The 17,000-nt window shown below is 54.8% G+C and carries 17 protein-coding genes; 11 read left to right on the plus strand and 6 right to left on the minus strand.

Going from position 1 to position 17,000, the window contains the following annotated elements; genetic code table 11:
* Positions 1-18: 18 nt before the first annotated feature.
* The gene (locus tag H1D41_RS00595) at positions 19-369 is read right to left on the minus strand and encodes a hypothetical protein (protein ID WP_228847088.1); all 351 of its coding nucleotides are present in this window, start codon (positions 367-369) and stop codon (positions 19-21) included.
* A 301-nt stretch (positions 370-670) separates the two neighbouring features.
* Here H1D41_RS00595 and H1D41_RS00600 point away from each other — a divergent pair, with 301 nt between their 5' ends.
* From H1D41_RS00600 to phoB, 7 genes are all read left to right on the plus strand, one after another.
* On the plus strand, positions 671-1,726 hold the full coding sequence (locus tag H1D41_RS00600) for an ATP-binding protein (RefSeq protein ID WP_228847089.1): 1,056 nt from the start codon (positions 671-673) through the stop codon (positions 1,724-1,726).
* A gap of 290 nt (positions 1,727-2,016) precedes the next feature.
* Positions 2,017-3,063, plus strand: a complete 1,047-nt coding sequence (locus H1D41_RS00605) for a substrate-binding domain-containing protein (RefSeq protein ID WP_228847090.1) — start codon at positions 2,017-2,019, stop codon at positions 3,061-3,063.
* A gap of 84 nt (positions 3,064-3,147) precedes the next feature.
* Complete coding sequence (gene pstC / locus H1D41_RS00610) at positions 3,148-4,629, plus strand: phosphate ABC transporter permease subunit PstC (RefSeq protein ID WP_228847091.1); 1,482 nt, start codon at positions 3,148-3,150, stop codon at positions 4,627-4,629.
* Positions 4,626-5,948 carry a phosphate ABC transporter permease PstA gene (pstA, locus tag H1D41_RS00615; RefSeq protein ID WP_228847092.1) on the plus strand — a complete coding sequence of 441 codons (1,323 nt, stop codon included), beginning with the start codon at positions 4,626-4,628 and terminating at the stop codon, positions 5,946-5,948. Before pstC ends, pstA begins: the two co-directional genes overlap by 4 nt.
* Before the next feature lie 19 nt (positions 5,949-5,967).
* Complete coding sequence (gene pstB, locus H1D41_RS00620) at positions 5,968-6,765, plus strand: phosphate ABC transporter ATP-binding protein PstB (RefSeq protein WP_228847093.1); 798 nt, start codon at positions 5,968-5,970, stop codon at positions 6,763-6,765.
* A 24-nt stretch (positions 6,766-6,789) separates the two neighbouring features.
* A complete protein-coding gene (gene phoU, locus H1D41_RS00625; protein ID WP_228847094.1) occupies positions 6,790-7,500 on the plus strand; it encodes a phosphate signaling complex protein PhoU in 711 nt (236 codons plus the stop codon).
* A gap of 12 nt (positions 7,501-7,512) precedes the next feature.
* A complete protein-coding gene (gene phoB, locus H1D41_RS00630; RefSeq protein WP_228847095.1) occupies positions 7,513-8,202 on the plus strand; it encodes a phosphate regulon transcriptional regulator PhoB in 690 nt (229 codons plus the stop codon).
* 77 nt (positions 8,203-8,279) lie between these two features.
* Here the strand turns inward: phoB and H1D41_RS00635 are convergent, their stop codons facing one another.
* Entirely contained in the window at positions 8,280-8,951 is a 672-nt protein-coding gene (locus H1D41_RS00635; RefSeq protein WP_228847096.1) for a M50 family metallopeptidase, read from the minus strand.
* 78 nt (positions 8,952-9,029) lie between these two features.
* Between H1D41_RS00635 and H1D41_RS00640 the strand changes: the two genes are divergently transcribed.
* The 4 genes from H1D41_RS00640 to H1D41_RS00655 all read left to right on the plus strand — a co-directional run bounded on the left by H1D41_RS00640 (position 9,030) and on the right by H1D41_RS00655 (position 12,514).
* On the plus strand, positions 9,030-9,818 hold the full coding sequence (locus tag H1D41_RS00640; RefSeq protein WP_228847097.1) for an HpcH/HpaI aldolase family protein: 789 nt from the start codon (positions 9,030-9,032) through the stop codon (positions 9,816-9,818).
* A 6-nt stretch (positions 9,819-9,824) separates the two neighbouring features.
* Positions 9,825-10,238 carry a hypothetical protein gene (locus H1D41_RS00645; RefSeq protein WP_228847098.1) on the plus strand — a complete coding sequence of 138 codons (414 nt, stop codon included), beginning with the start codon at positions 9,825-9,827 and terminating at the stop codon, positions 10,236-10,238.
* 71 nt (positions 10,239-10,309) lie between these two features.
* The gene (gene guaB, locus H1D41_RS00650) at positions 10,310-11,764 is read left to right on the plus strand and encodes an IMP dehydrogenase (RefSeq protein WP_228847099.1); all 1,455 of its coding nucleotides are present in this window, start codon (positions 10,310-10,312) and stop codon (positions 11,762-11,764) included.
* A 156-nt stretch (positions 11,765-11,920) separates the two neighbouring features.
* A complete protein-coding gene (locus H1D41_RS00655) occupies positions 11,921-12,514 on the plus strand; it encodes a hypothetical protein (protein WP_228847100.1) in 594 nt (197 codons plus the stop codon).
* Positions 12,515-12,522: 8 nt separating this feature from the next.
* On the opposite strand, the gene arsJ is transcribed toward H1D41_RS00655, so the two are convergent.
* The 4 genes from arsJ to H1D41_RS00675 form a co-directional block, all read right to left on the minus strand.
* Positions 12,523-13,743: an organoarsenical effux MFS transporter ArsJ gene (arsJ, locus tag H1D41_RS00660; RefSeq protein WP_394355370.1), complete on the minus strand. Its 1,221-nt coding sequence runs from the start codon at positions 13,741-13,743 to the stop codon at positions 12,523-12,525.
* A 20-nt stretch (positions 13,744-13,763) separates the two neighbouring features.
* Complete coding sequence (locus H1D41_RS00665; RefSeq protein ID WP_228847102.1) at positions 13,764-14,765, minus strand: ArsJ-associated glyceraldehyde-3-phosphate dehydrogenase; 1,002 nt, start codon at positions 14,763-14,765, stop codon at positions 13,764-13,766.
* 155 nt (positions 14,766-14,920) lie between these two features.
* Positions 14,921-15,991, minus strand: coding sequence for a hypothetical protein (locus H1D41_RS00670; protein ID WP_228847103.1), 1,071 nt, complete (start codon positions 15,989-15,991; stop codon positions 14,921-14,923).
* 122 nt (positions 15,992-16,113) lie between these two features.
* Positions 16,114-16,995, minus strand: coding sequence for a DMT family transporter (locus H1D41_RS00675; RefSeq protein ID WP_228847104.1), 882 nt, complete (start codon positions 16,993-16,995; stop codon positions 16,114-16,116).
* Positions 16,996-17,000 lie beyond the last annotated feature (5 nt).

Below are 17,000 nucleotides of genomic sequence, written 5' to 3' on the forward strand. Positions count from 1 at the left end.
CAGACCATTGGCGTCAGGTCAGACGACACGCAATTCCGGTGCACGGTTGAGTTCCACCAGTTCACAATCAACATCCGGCGCACGATAGCACAGTTCACGCGTGACCATGGCCTGATCCGGAAGTTTCGGCGCCAGCACACGAAACGCGCCGCAATACCGAAAGGTTTGCAGGCGATCTGCAAGATCAAGCGCGTCAAACCCAACGGACGTCAAAGGAGAAAGAATCATATCAGGTCGATGCATGAGCAGGGTTTCCGCTGAAAAAGCCGCATAGTCGACAAACACGAGAGATTTGTCCTGAGGAAGAGAGTGCCCTCGTGCTAACCAGTTGTTCACATCACCGATCACTAAAATAACAGTGTTAGTCATTACTGCCGAACATCCTTTTGATGCAGGGTTCCCGAAAACTACCGACTCACTCATGACTGTTTCATTGCATTAAAACCCGGTCTTTGACCCGATTGTCAAAAAAAAACCTGTGGGGCGTATCATGAATGTACGATTTTTTTCGTAGCCCCCGGAAAACGACATGAAACTGAAACAATGCGTCTATATTTTTGTTATTGTTCTGTATGGCTTCGGGATGGTTTGTTTGCTTGCAGATTGCTCGCGAATATGCGCTGGATTTTCGTGAATTCCGTCGATGAGAATAATCAGGAAAATACCGGATATGACGATACCAGATCTGACTGACCTTCTGAATGGTCTCCCTTTGCCAGTTGTGCTGGTTGATAAGAATGAACGCATCAGTCAGGTGAACGGTCTGGCGTCCTCCATGTTGGGGGCTGAGATTCTGGGGCGTCATTTCATAACAGGTCTGCGTCAGCCCGGGCTTCTGGATGCGATTGAACAGGTTTTCGTATCGCACAGCACAAAGCGAACCCGCTATCAGGGGCGTGAAGGGGATCAGGATGTGACATGGGATGTCACCTGTGCCGCTTTTCGCGACACAGGCGGGCAGTTCGCCGGGGTGATGATCAGTTTTACCGATGTCAGCGATCTGGAAAATGCCGTGGCGATGCGACGTGATTTTGTTGCCAATGTCAGCCATGAACTACGCACGCCGCTGACAGCGCTGTCCGGTTTTATTGAAACACTGAATGGTGCAGCAAAAGATGATCCGGCTGCGCGGGCACGTTTTCTGGGGATCATGGAAAATGAAGCCAGCCGGATGAATCGCCTGGTTGGGGATCTGCTTTCGCTTTCACGTGTCGAAAGTGATGAACGTATGCGCCCGACGGATGAGGTCGGGATCGGCGCGCTGCTGCGGTCTGTGACACAGGTCCTGAAACCACTGGCAACGGATCAGAACTGTGATCTGTTGCTGAATCTGCCTGAAAGCGACGTTATTCTGACGGGCGACCGGGACCAGTTACAGCAGGTCTTTACCAATCTGATCGAAAATGCGCTGAAATACGGCGGAAGGAACAAATCCGTAAGTATTACGACAGAGATGTTCGACAATGATCCTCTGCTGCGTGCGCCGACAATCCGGATCCTGGTGCAAGATCAGGGCGAAGGCATTGCTGCGGAACATATACCGCGCCTGACGGAACGGTTTTACCGGATCGACGGGCATCGCTCGCGTGAGATGGGGGGCACGGGGCTGGGTCTTGCGATTGTAAAGCATATTATCAACCGCCACCGTGGGCGTTTACGTATTGAAAGCGCGCCGGGTCAGGGCAGCTGTTTTACGGTGATCCTGCGTCGGGAAAAACAGGCCTGATCCCTTTAGGTAAAGTCTTTAACCTGTTGTCACATATGGTCCTGCGCAGATGGATGTGGCCCGCGAAATGATTCTGAAATTGTGTGGTTTGGCGGTCCTGCTGTGCGGGAAACAGAAGTTTTACCCTGGAAAAACCACCGACAACCCGAAAACTTGTCTGTTTTTTCGCTTCCGGGGCCGTGTGTCATGAAGTTGTTACAAAAGATACACAAAAGCATAGTCAGTCACGTCTAATCGTCATCGCGAGTTCCCGAGAGGGGCCCATTCATGTCATCCAGGAGTTGACCACTATGACATTCATGAAACTGACCGCTTCCGCAGTTGCTATTGCTGCCGTATCCGCAACCGCTGCTTCCGCACGCGACCAGATCCAGGTTGCCGGTTCTTCCACCGTTCTGCCTTATGCTTCCATCGTTGCCGAAGCATTTGGTGAAAACTTTGACTTCCCGACACCTGTTGTTGAATCCGGTGGCTCATCTGCTGGTCTGAAGCGTTTCTGCGAAGGTGTTGGCGAAAACACTATCGACATCGCAAACGCATCCCGCGGCATCAAAGACAGCGAAATCGCAACCTGCGCTGAAAACGGTGTGACTGACATCGTAGAAGTCCGCATCGGTTATGATGGCATCGTGTTTGCCTCCGACATCAACGGCAACAGCTTTGAATTCCAGCCACGTGACTGGTACCTGGCCTTGTCCGAAAAAGTTGTTGTAGACGGCGCACTGATCGACAACCCATACACCATGTGGAACGAAGTAAACCCGGATCTGCCTGCACAGGCTATTCAGGCGTTTGTTCCGGGCACCAAGCACGGCACACGTGAAGTGTTCGAAGACAACGTGATCCTGGCCGGTTGTGAAGCTGTGGGTGATTTTGAGGTTTACCTGGCTGCTGCCGAAGGCGACACTGAGAAAGCCCGCAAGAAAGCCGCTGAAAAAGCCTGTATCTCTCTGCGTACAGACGGTCGTTCTGTTGACGTAGATGGGGACTACACAGAAACTCTGGCCCGTCTGATCTCTTCCCCGGAAGGCATCGGTGTTTTTGGTCTGGCATTCTATGAAAACAACACATCCCTTCTGCAGGTTGCTCCAATGGGCGGCGTTGAGCCTTCCACCGAAACCATTGCAACCGGCGAATACCCTGTGTCCCGTCCGCTGTACTTCTACATCAAAGAAGCCCACATCGGTGTGATCCCGGGTCTGCAGGAATATGCATCCTTCTTCGTATCTGATGAAATTGCTGGCCCGGATGGCCCGCTGTCCGAATACGGTCTGGTTGCTGATCCAGAGCTGGCTGACACTCAGGCAACCGTTGCTGCTGCTGGCGCAAATAACTAAGCCCGCACGGTAACGCCAAAATATCACCGGTTCCCGATTGTGCGGGGGCCGGTTTCCCTTCCCTCAGATTTCCGGCTGCTGCTTATGCCTCTTCTCTGGATCCTTATCCTGGTGCTTGCCATCGCGACTGTCGGCTACTTTGCCGCGCGCACACGGGCAATGGCCACCGCAGGCGGCGACAGCCGTATTCTGCATTCCCTCCCGAATTATTACGGAATGAACGCTGTGCTTTCCGCGCTTGTGCCGTCTCTGGCGGTTCTGGCGCTCTGGCTGATTGTGCAGCCGATGTATCTGCAGAGCCATGTTGCCGGGATGATCCCGGATCATGTGATTGCTGAAGGCAGTTCACGCGACCTGATTATGTCAGATGTGCGCCGGATTGCGTCAGGCCTGAACATCGCAGTAGAGCAGGGCGCAATGAGCGCAAATGAAGCATCCGGCCTGCGGTCTGAGCTGACCAACGTACGCGAACGCCTGGCCGAAGTCGGCGTTGCCCTTGGATCAGACGTGCAGCCCGAAGTTCTGGCCGCCGCGCAGGAATACCGCAGCATCGCGAAAAGCGGTTCATTCTTCATGCTGATCGTTGTGCTCGCGCTGGCCGTGTTGGGGGCGGTTTACGCCTGGAAACGCAGCCATAAAGATTTCCGCGCCCGCAATATTGTGGAAAAAGCCGTGCTTGGCCTGCTGATTGCTGCGGCCTCCATCGCGATCCTGACCACGCTTGGCATTGTCATGTCGATGCTGATGGAAACCATGAATTTCTTCAGCCAGTATGAAGCGACAAGTTTCTTCTTCGGCATCAAATGGGCCCCGGATTTTCGCGGTGACTCTGCACTTGGTATTCTGCCGCTTCTCTGGGGTACGCTTTATATCTCGCTGATCGCGTTGCTGGTGGCGGTGCCTGTCGGCCTGTTCGCCGCGATCTATATGTCTGAATATGCCGGGCCAAAGCTGCGGGCCGTTGCCAAACCCCTGATCGAGATCCTCGCCGGTATCCCAACCATCGTTTACGGCCTGTTTGCCCTGCTGACCGTTGGCCCACTGCTGCGCGACTACTTTGCCAAACCAACCGGTCTTGGTGAAAGTGCAGATTCTGTCCTGACCGCCGGGCTTGTCATGGGGATTATGCTTATTCCTTTCGTAAGCTCCCTGTCAGACGACATCATCAACGCAGTGCCACAATCCATGCGTGATGGTTCCCTCGGGCTTGGCGCGACCAAATCCGAAACCATCCGCCAGGTGATTGTGCCTGCCGCACTGCCGGGGATCGTTGGTGCGGTTCTGCTGGCCACATCGCGGGCGATCGGGGAAACCATGATCGTTGTGATGGGGGCAGGGGCTGCGGCGGCGCAGCTTGATAAAGGTCTGGCTGAGGCGATCAATCCGCTGGAAGCCATGACCACCGTGACCACCCGTATCGTCAGCCAGCTGACCGGCGATACTGATTTTGCGGCCCCTGAAACACTGGTGGCCTTTGCACTGGGTCTGACACTGTTTGTCATCACCCTGGGCCTTAACGTGCTTGCGCTTTACATCGTGCGCAAATACCGGGAGCAATACGAATGAGCAACCATACCTCCCTTTATACGGTTTCGGACAACGTCCGTCGCCGGAATGCGGTTGAGAAACGCTTTCGCTTCTATGGGCTGACCGCCATCGCAATCGGGATTGTCGCGCTGATCGTGCTGCTGTCCTCTGTCCTGAGCAATGGATCCGGCGCCTTCCAGCAGACCTATGTCACGCTAAGTGTGCATCTGCCTGCGGATAAACTGGACAAACAGGGCAACCGCGACCCGGAAGAAATGAAATCTGTCTCAACCTTCGGATATTCCCCGCTGATCCGCGATGCGGTTGTGGCACGCGCGGATGAACTGGGCTGGGTCATGCCTGAGGGTATGAAGCCGAAAGATATGGGCGCGCTTATCTCGAAGGAAGCGGCGGCACAGCTGAGGAATTTCGTGCTGGCAAATCCCGAAGTTGTTGGCACAACGATTGAGATCGAGATGCTCGCAAATGGCCGTGTTGATGGCTATATGAAAGGCCGCGTGGATCGTGAATTTGCCCTGCTCGACAGCAATATCGACGTGGAACAGCTTGATCTGGTTGATCTTCTGATTGAAGGCGGCAATCTTGAGAAACGCTTTAACTGGGCCTTCCTGACCTCGCCTGATGCATCCGGTCAGCGCCCCGAAGCTGCCGGTCTTGGTGTCGCGATCCTGGGGTCTGCCTATATGATGCTGGTCGTGCTTTTCCTTGCGCTGCCCATCGGTGTGGCTGCCTCGATCTATCTGGAAGAATTCGCGCCCACCAACAAATGGACCGACCTGATTGAGGTGAATATCTCTAACCTTGCGGCGGTGCCTTCCATCGTCTTTGGTATCCTGGGTCTTGCGATCTTCATCAACTTTGCCGGTCTGCCGCAATCTGCGCCCATCGTGGGCGGACTTGTCCTGACGCTAATGACCCTGCCGACGATCATTATTGCAACGCGGGCCTCACTGAAATCTGTACCGCCAAGCATCCGTGACGCAGCACTTGGGGTCGGGGCATCCAAAATGCAGGCGGTGTTCCATCATGTTCTGCCTCTGGCCGCACCCGGCATCCTGACCGGTACGATCATTGGTCTGGCGCAGGCGCTTGGTGAAACTGCACCGCTGCTGTTGATCGGCATGGTGGCCTTTGTGAAGGAATACCCGAGCATGCCACCTGAGGGTTTCTTTGATCCGGCCTCGGCCCTGCCTGTGCAGGTCTTTAACTGGACCCAGCGAGCAGATGCGGGCTTTGTCGAACGGGCATCTGGTGCGATCATCGTGCTGCTGGTCTTCCTGATTATTATGAACGCCGTCGCCGTACTGCTGCGCCGCCGGTTTGAGCGCCGTTGGTAAACGCGCAGGAGCTGATACAATGAATGATATGCGAATTGCAGAAAGGGCCACATCCGTGACCGAGAGCAAAATTTCAGCAAAAGGTGTTCAGGTCTACTATGGCGACACCCATGCGATCAAAGACGTTGATGTTGAAATCGACGACAAAACCGTCACCGCCTTCATCGGCCCGTCTGGCTGCGGCAAGTCTACTTTCCTGCGCACGCTGAACCGGATGAATGACACAATCGACATCTGCCGCGTGCAAGGTGACATTCTGCTGGATGGTGAAAACATCTATGATCCGAAGGTGGATCCGGTGCAATTGCGGGCGAAAGTCGGCATGGTGTTTCAGAAACCAAACCCGTTCCCAAAGTCGATCTATGACAACGTGGCTTACGGCCCGCGCATCCATGGTCTGGCTAAGAACAAAGCGGATCTGGATGACATCGTTGAAAAATCCCTGCGCCGTGGTGCGATCTGGGATGAGGTGAAAGACCGCCTGGATGCGCCGGGCACTGGTCTGTCCGGTGGTCAGCAACAGCGTCTGTGTATTGCACGTGCGGTTGCAACGGAACCGGAAGTTCTTCTGATGGATGAACCCTGTTCTGCGCTGGATCCGATTGCGACGGCACAGGTCGAAGAACTGATTGATGATCTGCGTACGAAATTCAGCGTCGTCATTGTAACCCACTCGATGCAGCAGGCGGCGCGTGTGTCTCAGAAAACCGCATTCTTCCACCTGGGCAACCTGGTTGAATTTGGCGAAACCGGCCAGATCTTCACCAATCCGATCGACCCGCGCACCGAAGCTTATATTACCGGCCGGATTGGCTGATCCTGTCCCCGGAGGGAAATAGATATGCAAGATCAACATATTACCAGCGCTTATGACCGCGACCTTGAAACCATTCAGGCGCTGATCATGAAAATGGGGGGGCTTGTCGAAGTCGGAATCTCCGATAGTGCCCGTGCGCTTGATACGAAAGACCTTGAGCTGGCGGATAAAGTCCGCGCGGCGGATAAGGCGATTGATGCGCTGGAAGAACAGGTGAATGAAGAAACCGCTCGTGTGATCGCTCTGCGCGCGCCCATGGGGACTGACCTGCGCACGGTTCTGTCTGTGATGAAAATTGCGGGCAACCTCGAACGTGTCGGTGATTACGCCAAGAACCTTGCCAAACGTACCGCTGTTCTTGTGCATATGCCTGAGATTGATGGCGCAAATGGCGCGATCCGTCGTATGGCAAAAGAAGTTGAGCTGATGCTCAAGGATGCGCTGGATGCCTATATTCAACGCGACGCGGATAAGGCTCTTGATGTGCGGGCCCGCGATCATGATGTGGATCAGATGTATAACGCATTGTTCCGCGAATTTCTGACTTTCATGATGGAAGATCCGCGCAACATTACTGCCTGTATGCATCTGCATTTCATTGCGAAAAACATTGAACGAATGGGGGATCATGTGACCTCCATCGCGGAACAGGTGATCTATCTTGTAAATGGTGAACTGCCGGACGATCCACGCGAAAAAGGCAGCTATGTAAACACAACCGCGGATACAAAGTAACGGAGAAGAGCGATGTCTGCCGGACAGCCTTCAGTTCTGATTGTCGAAGACGAACCTTCCCAGCGGGAGGTTCTGGCCTATAACTTTGAAGCGGAAGGGTTTTCTGTCCGCACTGCCGGGGATGGGGAAGAAGGGTTGCTTCTGATTTCTGAAGAAGCGCCCGATCTGATCATGCTGGATTGGATGATGCCGGGGGTTTCCGGGATTGAGATCTGTCGTCGCCTGAAAGCGCGCAGTGAAACCCGCAATATCCCGGTGATCATGCTGTCTGCACGATCTGAAGACGTGGATAAGGTGCGTGGCCTTGAAACGGGGGCAGATGACTATGTCGTCAAACCCTATTCCATCGCGGAACTTATGGCACGGGTGCGCAACCAGTTGCGCCGGTCACGTCCTGCGACGGTGGGTGAGAAATTGTCTTTTGAAGATATCACCTTAGATGCGGAAACCCATAAAGTGTACAGGGGTGAAACCGCCATAAAGCTTGGCCCGACGGAATATCGTCTGCTGTCCACATTCATGGAGAAACCTGGTCGCGTCTGGTCGCGTGAACAGCTGCTGGACCGGGTCTGGGGGCGTGATATTTACGTCGATACACGCACGGTGGATGTTCATATCGGACGTCTGCGCAAGGCCCTGATGAAATCCGGCGGAGAGGATCCTTTGCGGACCGTGCGCGGGGCGGGATATGCCCTGGGCTAAGCCTGATTTCACCATGCACAACGCATGCACATCCTATGCACATGTTATGCATATCGGGCGTGCGTTGCGTTAAGGTTTCAGCGCAGTGTCAGATTGCTGTTTCCACGCAGCCCATGGCGCAAAGTGGCCAGAATGATCAGGACTGAAATGATAAACCAGAGGCCTCCCCAGAAGATGGTGGGGCCTCCGATGCTTTCTGCAATATTGCGCGCGTCTGAAACGCCATCAGAGCGGCGGATCGTATCATCCCAGATGTCCCAGGGCACATAGAGCATGCTGGCGATACCAATCACGCGCAGGGTGAAGTCACAGACGGAATGGGCGGCAAATCGCGCCATCAGTAACAGAACCGTTGCAACGCCGAGGGTGAAGGCAATCGCAAAGCCGCTGCGCAGCCAGAACAGAAATACCAGCACCATCAGAATGCCCAGCGCGGCGACTGCATGGCGGTCAAACTTTGTGCGCAGGGCAATCGCGAACAAAACAATGCCCCAGAGCAGGGATCCGAGATAGCCCGCGCTGGAAATCAGGAACCCATTGCCGCCATAGCTGATCACATGACCGCCCTGCATCGGGCTGATTTCAAATTCCCCGACCCGTCCGCCGGTCAGGATCACCACCACCGCGTGGGAGAGTTCATGAAAGAACACAACGAGGATTTTCAGCGGCACCAGCCAGGGCGTGTTCCAGAAAATCACGATCAGCAGGGCAATCAGCAGCAATTGCCAGTGGTTTTGTATCGTCTTCATCTGCGCCCCGTTTTCTCTGTTTGAAATCATGCTGTTTCTGTGCTGATCTTTCCCGGAACATATCAGCGGAGCCGCGTCATGAAAACCAGAGAGAACCAGTTGAAGAAACGCCTGCTGGCGGGCGATGTGACCTGCGGGCTCTGGATGGGGGGCGGTAGCCCGACGCTTGCTGAGATCGCGGCGCGGGCCGGGTTTGACTGGTGCCTGATTGACGGCGAACACAACCCCAACGCCGATGACATGGCGCTTGCGCAATTACAGGCCATGGATGGCGGCGATGCAGAGGCTGTGATGCGGGTTGTTTCCGGCGAAGACTGGCTGATCAAACGGGCGCTGGATATTGGCGCGCAGGCGCTTGTGGTGCCCATGGTGCACACAGTTGACGATGCAGCGAGGGTCGCTGCCGCCTGTCGCTATCCTGGCTGGGCAGACGGACAGGGCACACGGGGCATGGGCGCCTATCAGGCGCGCGCCTCTGCCTATGGCGCTTATGGGAATTACGTGGCTGAAGCCAATGATCAGGTCTTCTGCTTTGTTCAGGCCGAAAGCCGCGCAGCACTTGAGAATATCGATGCGATTACTGCAACGCCTGGCGTTGACGGTGTCTTTATCGGCCCTGCCGATCTGTCTGCTGATATGGGATATCCAGGCAACCCCGGCGCGCCTGAGGTTAGGGACGCAATTGCGCATATCTGCGCCCGGGTTCAGGCGGCGGGTAAACCTCTGGGCACGGTGACCTTTGATGTCGGCCAGACCGGCGCTTTGCGTGATCAGGGCTTTCAGTTCATCGGTGTGGGCGGAGATCTTGCGCTCTTTTCCGCCGCTGCGCGGGAGACGGCGAGAGTGGCGAAGAGACAGGTCGGCTGATCCTATGTGGCATTCAATATATTCTGCACTGTATTTGTTGTTTCTTGCGCTGATGGTCTTAGTCGGCGTGTTCTGGGAGAGCATTTCTCTCTCGGGTTTGCGGCGCAGAGTGCTGAAGGAGCCTTCTATTGTCGCGACCTTTTGAGTTCCGGTAGTGATGACGGCGCGATGGTTTTTATCTTTAAAATTATGGCGGTGCCGTTCACCTTGCGCTTTCTGCTTTTCGGGGAGCGACCTTATGTCATAGAAGTAGGCGTGTTTGCTCTCAGTGTTGCTTTGGTTATCGGGGCAATGTTCCTGGCGTCTTTGGATTGCGCGCAGGTTTTCTATACGGCGTTTGTTCTACCAGATGTGTTGCTGGCGGTTGCGCTTGTAAGCCTTGCGGGGGCAGTTTGGTCGATTTATCGGCATTGGGTGTAATACTCTCTTTCCATACCATCAAATCCATGTAATAGGGACGCGTCAAACGAAGCAACCCTGGAGACACCCCCATGGAGATTCGCGAGGCACTCACCTTCGACGATGTTCTACTTGTACCGGCCGCATCAAATGTGCTGCCGTCTACGGCTGATACCTCTACTTTTGTTACGCCGACGATCCGGTTGAACATCCCGCTTTTGTCCAGTGCGATGGATACGGTGACCGAAGCCCGCATGGCGATCGCCATGGCCCAGGCTGGCGGCATGGGGGTTATTCACAAGAACCTTGATGCGGATGAACAGGCCCGTCAGGTGCGCCGTGTGAAGCGGTTTGAAAGTGGGATTGTGTACAACCCGATCACCCTGACTGCGGATCAGACGCTTGCGGATGCGAAAGCCCTGCAGGAACGTTATCGCGTGACAGGTTTCCCGGTTGTGGACGGTGAAGGCCGGGTTGTTGGTATTGTGACCAACCGGGATATGCGCTTTGCCTCTGATGATGCGACACCTGTGTCTGTGATGATGACCACGGATAACCTTGCGATGTTGCAGGAACCTGCGGATCTGGATGAGGCGAAAAGCCTGATGAAGGCGCGCCGGATCGAAAAGCTGCTGGTTGTGGATGAAGCGGGCAAGCTGACAGGTCTTCTGACCCTGAAGGATACGGAACAGGCGGTTCTGAACCCGGACGCGTGTAAGGACGATCTGGGACGTCTGCGGGTGGCGGCGGCATCATCCGTGGGGGACAGCGGTTTTGCCCGCACAGAGGCGCTGATTGACGCCGGTGCGGATATCGTTGTGATTGATACAGCACATGGTCACCATGAAGGTGTGATTGAGGCTGTGAAGCGTGCCAAGGCCATTGCTGGAGCTACACAGATCGTGGCGGGCAATGTTGCCACGGGTGATGCGGTACGTGTGCTGATTGATGCGGGTGCGGATGGTGTGAAAGTGGGCATTGGCCCGGGTTCTATCTGTACCACACGCATGGTGGCCGGTGTGGGCGTGCCCCAGCTGACCGCGATTATGGATGCGGCGAAAGTTGGTCGTGAAGCCGGTATTCCGATTATCGCTGATGGTGGTATCAAATTCTCTGGCGATTTCGCAAAGGCGATTGCGGCTGGTGCGTCCTGTGCCATGGTTGGTTCTATGATTGCAGGCACCGATGAAAGCCCCGGCGAGGTGATCCTGTATCAGGGCCGGTCCTTCAAGTCCTACCGTGGTATGGGCAGCCTTGGCGCCATGGCGCGTGGTTCTGCCGATCGGTATTTCCAGAAAGATGCCGCCAGCGACAAACTGGTGCCGGAAGGCATTGAAGGCCAGGTGCCCTACAAAGGCCCGGCTGGCACGGTGGTGCATCAGCTTGTGGGCGGTCTGCGGGCTGCGATGGGTTATACCGGCTGTGCGACGGTTGCAGAGATGCGGACCAACTGTAACTTCGTGAAAATCACCGGTGCAGGCCTGAAAGAAAGCCACGTGCATGACGTGCAGATCACACGGGAAGCGCCGAACTACCGGATTGGGTAACTTCGGTTCACGCTGCCTGCGACAAATACGGGAATACCGGAAAACTGGAAAACCAGTTTTCCGGTATTCTGGTTTTGGAGTTACTGATATGCTTGGATATTGCTGAAGTAGACAGGTCTTTTTATCAGTTCCATGTCTGTAGAAATGGAGAGTGCTTTGGAACCTGAACGCCTGACACCGTCTGAAGCCGCGTTGATGGTCGAACTGTGCCGTTATCATGCGCAGATACTTTATATCTCGCAGGATGGCCTGTATGGTCCCCCGCACATACCCGAAAGCGAGGTTGTACCTGCCGGAACCGTTTTGTTCGACCATTTTGTCAGTTCTGCAGAATTGTTGGCGTCTGTATTGATAGAAAGCGGTTTTGCGCAAAGCGGAGGAATGGGTTCCGGGACCTGCAAGTTGCTGATGTCCAGTGATCAGTTCCGGTTTCCCGAAAGTGATGTGTTCCCCCGCCAGAATGTTTCCCATCTTGGGAGTGCATTTTACGGTGTGTTTAATATGTATAAAGACAGCGAACGCCTGGGACACCCGACGACATTAAAACGCATTTTCGATCTGTTATCTGCCACAGGCCTCACTGAGGAACGATACGGTTGTGTTGAATGGTGCGAAAAAGCACTGGATTGGGCATCTCGACCACGCCACTTAGCCAAGTGGCTCAGGCCAGACGATGAATATTTGTGGAATATCGATACGTTGGATTGCTACCTGGAGGAGGCAAAGCTGTTGTGGCAGATTGATACCTGATTCAAGACCTACTTCAACCTCCCAGCCCCCAGCGAACTCACAAGCAACAGAACTGCCGCAGTGCCAAGGCATGCGGGGAGGCCTCCGATCTGGTAGCTGACGCCGGACAGGACCGTGCCCAGAAGGCGACCGGCGGCGTTGGCCATGTAGTAGAACCCCACATCCATCGTCACGCGATCCCCAGTGGTGAAGGCGAGGATCAGGTAGGAATGCAGGCTTGAGTTCACCGCAAACAGCGCCCCAAAGATCAACAGACCAACGACCAGCAGCGTGGTCAGCCAGGCGGCGGGCATATCGACCAGCCAGACGGTCAGGGCAAGTGTGGCAGGTACAAGGGCCAGCATCAGAACCCAGCGTTGGGCGAGGTTGGTGAGATCAGAGGACGTGCGGGTTGAGGCGCGCAAAAGCTTTGGGGCACTGGCCTGAACGCCGCCGTACAGGATCACCCAGATCGCCATGAAGCTGCCCACAAGGAAGAAAGCGGCCCGTGCGCCTTCATGCGTGCCGTCAGACAGGACGGAATGGAAGTAAACCGGGATCCCGACCACAAACCAGACGTCACGGGCGCCGAACAGAAAGACCCGGGCGAAGCTCAGCCAGTTGATATTGCGATTTTTGGAAAAGACTTCGGAAAACTTCGCGTCTTTACGCCCGGCGGGCAGACCCGCAGGCATTTTCCAGATGATTGCGATCAGGATCAGAGCCAGTACGCCTGCCATGCCCCAGATCGCCGCGTAATAGCCCCAAAGCGCCAGCATGGCCGCGCCCAGAAGAAAGCCCAGGCCTTTGACCGCGTTTTTAGAACCGGTGAGCATGGCGACCCAGCGAAACAGTCCGTCGCCCTCGGCCGGAGCAAGCAGTTTGACTGCGGATTTCGACGACATTTTCGCAAGGTCCTTGGCGACACCAGATGCGCCCTGGACCAGCATGACGAAGATGACAGAGAATACCATCGCCCATTCAGGGTTCAGTTGTGCCAGCGCGATCAATGCGCATATCTGGATGAATAACCCTATATAAAGCGTTGATGTCAGTCCAAAACGTGCCGCAAGCCATCCGGCGGACAGGTTGGTGACGATGCCGGCGATCTCGTAGAAAACAAACAGAAAGGCCAGTTTGACCGGGGAAAATCCCAGACTGTGAAAGTGCAGAAGCACCAGCATACGCAGGGCGCCGTCAGAGAGCATAAAGGCCCAATAGGCGGCGGTGACGGCGACATAGGCCGCCATGCTATTTTCCCGCGCTGAAGTCATGACAGGCTGGCCCCAACCAAACGGGCCACATCCACCAGACGATGCGCATAGCCCCATTCATTGTCATACCAGGCGTAGATTTTCAGCTGGGTGCCATTCACAACCATGGTGGACGGCGCATCAACAATCGTGGAACGCGGATCATTGGTGTAATCGCAGGACACTAGCGGACGTTCCTCATAGCCCAGAATGCCTTTCAGCTGGCCTTCGGATGCAGTTTTGAAAGCGGCGTTGACCTCTTCTGCGGTGGTCTCGCGTTCAAGCTCAAACACCATATCGGTGAGGGAGGCATTCAGCAGCGGCACACGCACCGCATGACCGTTCAGCTTGCCGGTCAGTTGTGGAAAGATCTGAGTGATGGCCTTGGCGGAACCAGTGGTTGTCGGGATCAGCGAATTCAGTGCCGAACGGGCGCGACGCAGATCTTTTGCGGGGCGATCAACGATGGTTTGGGTGTTGGTGACATCATGGATCGTGGTCATAGACCCATGGCGAATGCCGAATTCTTCCAGAACAACTTTCACAACCGGCGCAAGGCAATTTGTTGTGCAACTTGCTGCGGTTACAATGCGATGTTGATCTGCATTGTAGATGTCGTCATTCACGCCAAAAACGATATTTGCGGCTTCATCCTCTTTTACCGGGGCTGACACAACGACTTTCTTCACGCCGGCATCAAAATAGGGCTGTAACTTTTCTGCCGTCTTAAAAGCGCCGGTGCATTCAATCACCACATCGACGCCGTCCAGCGACAGATCTGTCAGATTACGTGTCGTGGTGACGGGGATATTCACGCCGTTGATGGTGATGCTTGTGTCGTCGCTGGAAAATTCCGCATCCCAACGGCCGTGCACCGTGTCAAATTCCAGCAGATGCGCATGCATCGCCGGATCCCCCACGGCGTCATTGATAAACGCGACTTTCACGCCGCTTTCCAGTAGCGGGCGCAGGGCCAGTTTTCCCATACGGCCAAGGCCATTGATTGCGTAGGTGGTCATCGGGCATCTCCGGAATATGGATATCAGACTCAGCCTAAGCTGACTTCAAAATCCATATATCAGGAATTAATGATTAATAAAGTAATAGTTTTGTAACACAAAGAAAAACCCGGGACGCTGGCCCCGGGTTTTGTTGTTTTAACTGCGTGAAGGGATCAGAAGCTCCAGCCGACTTTCACACCAGCGCCCCAGGCGGAGTTGTCAGTGAAGGGTACATTCAGCGCGGATGCAGTCGCGTCCCCGAGTTCAACATAGCGCACACCCATGGAAACTTTTGTGTTTCCTTCTGTCCAGGTGGCACCAAGGCCCAGGCTTCTGTATCCGGATGTCGGGCCAAGCGTTGACCCAGTGCCGTCACCGCTTTCATAACCGATCGAAGCCGCAACAGACCAGTTTTCGTTCAGACGACGGCCAATACCCAGATTGTAGGAAATGGTTGTCTGATCGAAATCAATATAGTTACCACCACCTGGGGTGGTCAGTTCGACGCCTTCCCAGTCGGCCCAGCGAATGCTGCCAAAAAGAAGCGTGTCCTGTGCAATACCTGTCTGGAAATCAAGGTTCACACTCTGAGGGAAATCGACATCAAACGCGGTCGCAACCGGAGCGGCAATGGGGTTGCCTGAACCATCGATCTGGATCTCGCGCCCGGTAAAGCTGTTCTTAATACCTGAGAAATAGGTCAGCGCAACGCGCAGCGCAATTTCCGGTTTTTCGTACGCAACACCTACGACGCCAGCAAAAGCAAGATCTGCATCAGCTTCGAGGAAGGTAGGCTGCAGAGGCGTATTGCTTGGCCGCGAAACAATTGACCCACCGGCAGATTGTGCGCGCAGGCCACCATGAACAGAGAACCCGCCATCCATCTTATAGCGGCCGAGGAACATGAAGCCATTGCTGCTTACATCTGCACGGCCACCCTGGAATGCGCCGTCGTTGTATTGAATTTCTGCACCGATGGGCTGCTCATAGATAAAAGCCAGGCTTACCCGTTCGTTTACGTCCATTTTGACGCCAACACCAAGCTGCTGATAAGAACTTGTCGCATCAGACATACCGCCTGCAACGGAAGAAACGCTTGGGCTTACGTTGCCAAAGCTCAGTTCAACATAGTTACCTTCTTCGAAAAGAATGCCGATTGCATGGTTTGAACGATCAATTCCGCCTGCGACTGCCCCAGAAGCGGTCAGCGCCAGAAGGGCAGCTGTGCTCATCAGTTTGTTCATTTTTTCATCCCTGTGTCATCTTTTTGTGATTAAGCAAAGTTTTGCCGATGAAACACATTGGGTCAATTCTTAACCCCACGTAAGGCAGATTGACGCAGGTTGCGTTACAAAATCCCCACATTTCAGAGATTTTTCCGGGATTCTGTCAGAATATTCAAATAGTTCGCCCCGAAAATAACGAATGCGCCGATAATGGCGGTCCACTCCAGGGCTTCGTCATAAAGAATAATTCCGACCACAACGATGATGGGCAGGCGGGCAAAGTCGATCGGCGATACGATCATGGCAGGTGCAACCGTCAGTGCACGGGCGATGCAGAAATGGGCCAGCAAACCGCAGATTCCCACTAGGATCAGCCAGGGCGCTGTATCTGACGCGGGCAGGGTGATTTCGCCGTCATACCCCGCGGTGATCAGGCCAAAGACTGTTTGTGTCACAACCAGCCAGAACATGATCTTGGTGATGCTGTCGTGTCGGGTCATCTGTTTGGTCAGGATATGTGTGATCGCAAAGCCAATGGCGGCAAATGCCGCCGCGACAAGGCCGGGCGACAGGGTTGCCGTATCGGGGCGGGCCACCAGAAGGATGCCGCAAAACCCCAGAAGAACCGCAAACAGGCGGACAGATGTCAGCTTTTCCCCAAGACACAAAGTGGCAAAGATCATCACCCAGACCGGCACCGTGAATTCCAGCGCAAAGACCTGCGCCAGCGGGATCAGGGGCAGGGCAAAAAACCAAAGGTTCTGGCCCGTGAAATGCGCGAGGTTTCGGAAGATGTGGCGGCTGAAGTGGTGGGTATTGACCTGGTTCAGCGTGCCGGCATAGCCGCCAATCGACAACACGATGATTACCCCAATGACAGACCGCCAGAGCATCAGTTCAAACGTGTCCAGATCACTTGCCAGTTCGCGCCCGGCGATGGCCATCAGCGTGAAGGAGATGATCGAACCTGACATCCACATGGCGGCGGTCAGAATGGCGGGGCGTTGGGGCGTTTGCGTCATGGGGG

Source organism: Halocynthiibacter styelae, from assembly GCF_016123485.1.
Taxonomy (GTDB): Bacteria; Pseudomonadota; Alphaproteobacteria; order Rhodobacterales; family Rhodobacteraceae; genus Halocynthiibacter; species Halocynthiibacter styelae.

Excerpts from the sequence above, each read along its gene's own strand:
- guaB (WP_228847099.1), top strand. The coding sequence starts at position 10,310 with ATGGAGATTCGCGAGGCACTCACCTTCGACGATGTTCTACTTGTACCG.
- H1D41_RS00640 (WP_228847097.1), top strand. The coding sequence starts at position 9,030 with ATGAAAACCAGAGAGAACCAGTTGAAGAAACGCCTGCTGGCGGGCGAT.
- phoU (WP_228847094.1), top strand. The coding sequence starts at position 6,790 with ATGCAAGATCAACATATTACCAGCGCTTATGACCGCGACCTTGAAACC.
- H1D41_RS00600 (WP_228847089.1), top strand. The coding sequence starts at position 671 with ATGACGATACCAGATCTGACTGACCTTCTGAATGGTCTCCCTTTGCCA.
- H1D41_RS00635 (WP_228847096.1), bottom strand. The coding sequence starts at position 8,951 with ATGAAGACGATACAAAACCACTGGCAATTGCTGCTGATTGCCCTGCTG.
- H1D41_RS00675 (WP_228847104.1), bottom strand. The coding sequence starts at position 16,995 with ATGACGCAAACGCCCCAACGCCCCGCCATTCTGACCGCCGCCATGTGG.
- arsJ (WP_394355370.1), bottom strand. The coding sequence starts at position 13,743 with ATGGCGGCCTATGTCGCCGTCACCGCCGCCTATTGGGCCTTTATGCTC.
- H1D41_RS00670 (WP_228847103.1), bottom strand. The coding sequence starts at position 15,991 with ATGAACAAACTGATGAGCACAGCTGCCCTTCTGGCGCTGACCGCTTCT.
- phoB (WP_228847095.1), top strand. The coding sequence starts at position 7,513 with ATGTCTGCCGGACAGCCTTCAGTTCTGATTGTCGAAGACGAACCTTCC.
- H1D41_RS00605 (WP_228847090.1), top strand. The coding sequence starts at position 2,017 with ATGACATTCATGAAACTGACCGCTTCCGCAGTTGCTATTGCTGCCGTA.
- H1D41_RS00595 (WP_228847088.1), bottom strand. The coding sequence starts at position 369 with ATGACTAACACTGTTATTTTAGTGATCGGTGATGTGAACAACTGGTTA.
- H1D41_RS00665 (WP_228847102.1), bottom strand. The coding sequence starts at position 14,765 with ATGACCACCTACGCAATCAATGGCCTTGGCCGTATGGGAAAACTGGCC.
- pstA (WP_228847092.1), top strand. The coding sequence starts at position 4,626 with ATGAGCAACCATACCTCCCTTTATACGGTTTCGGACAACGTCCGTCGC.
- pstB (WP_228847093.1), top strand. The coding sequence starts at position 5,968 with ATGAATGATATGCGAATTGCAGAAAGGGCCACATCCGTGACCGAGAGC.
- pstC (WP_228847091.1), top strand. The coding sequence starts at position 3,148 with ATGCCTCTTCTCTGGATCCTTATCCTGGTGCTTGCCATCGCGACTGTC.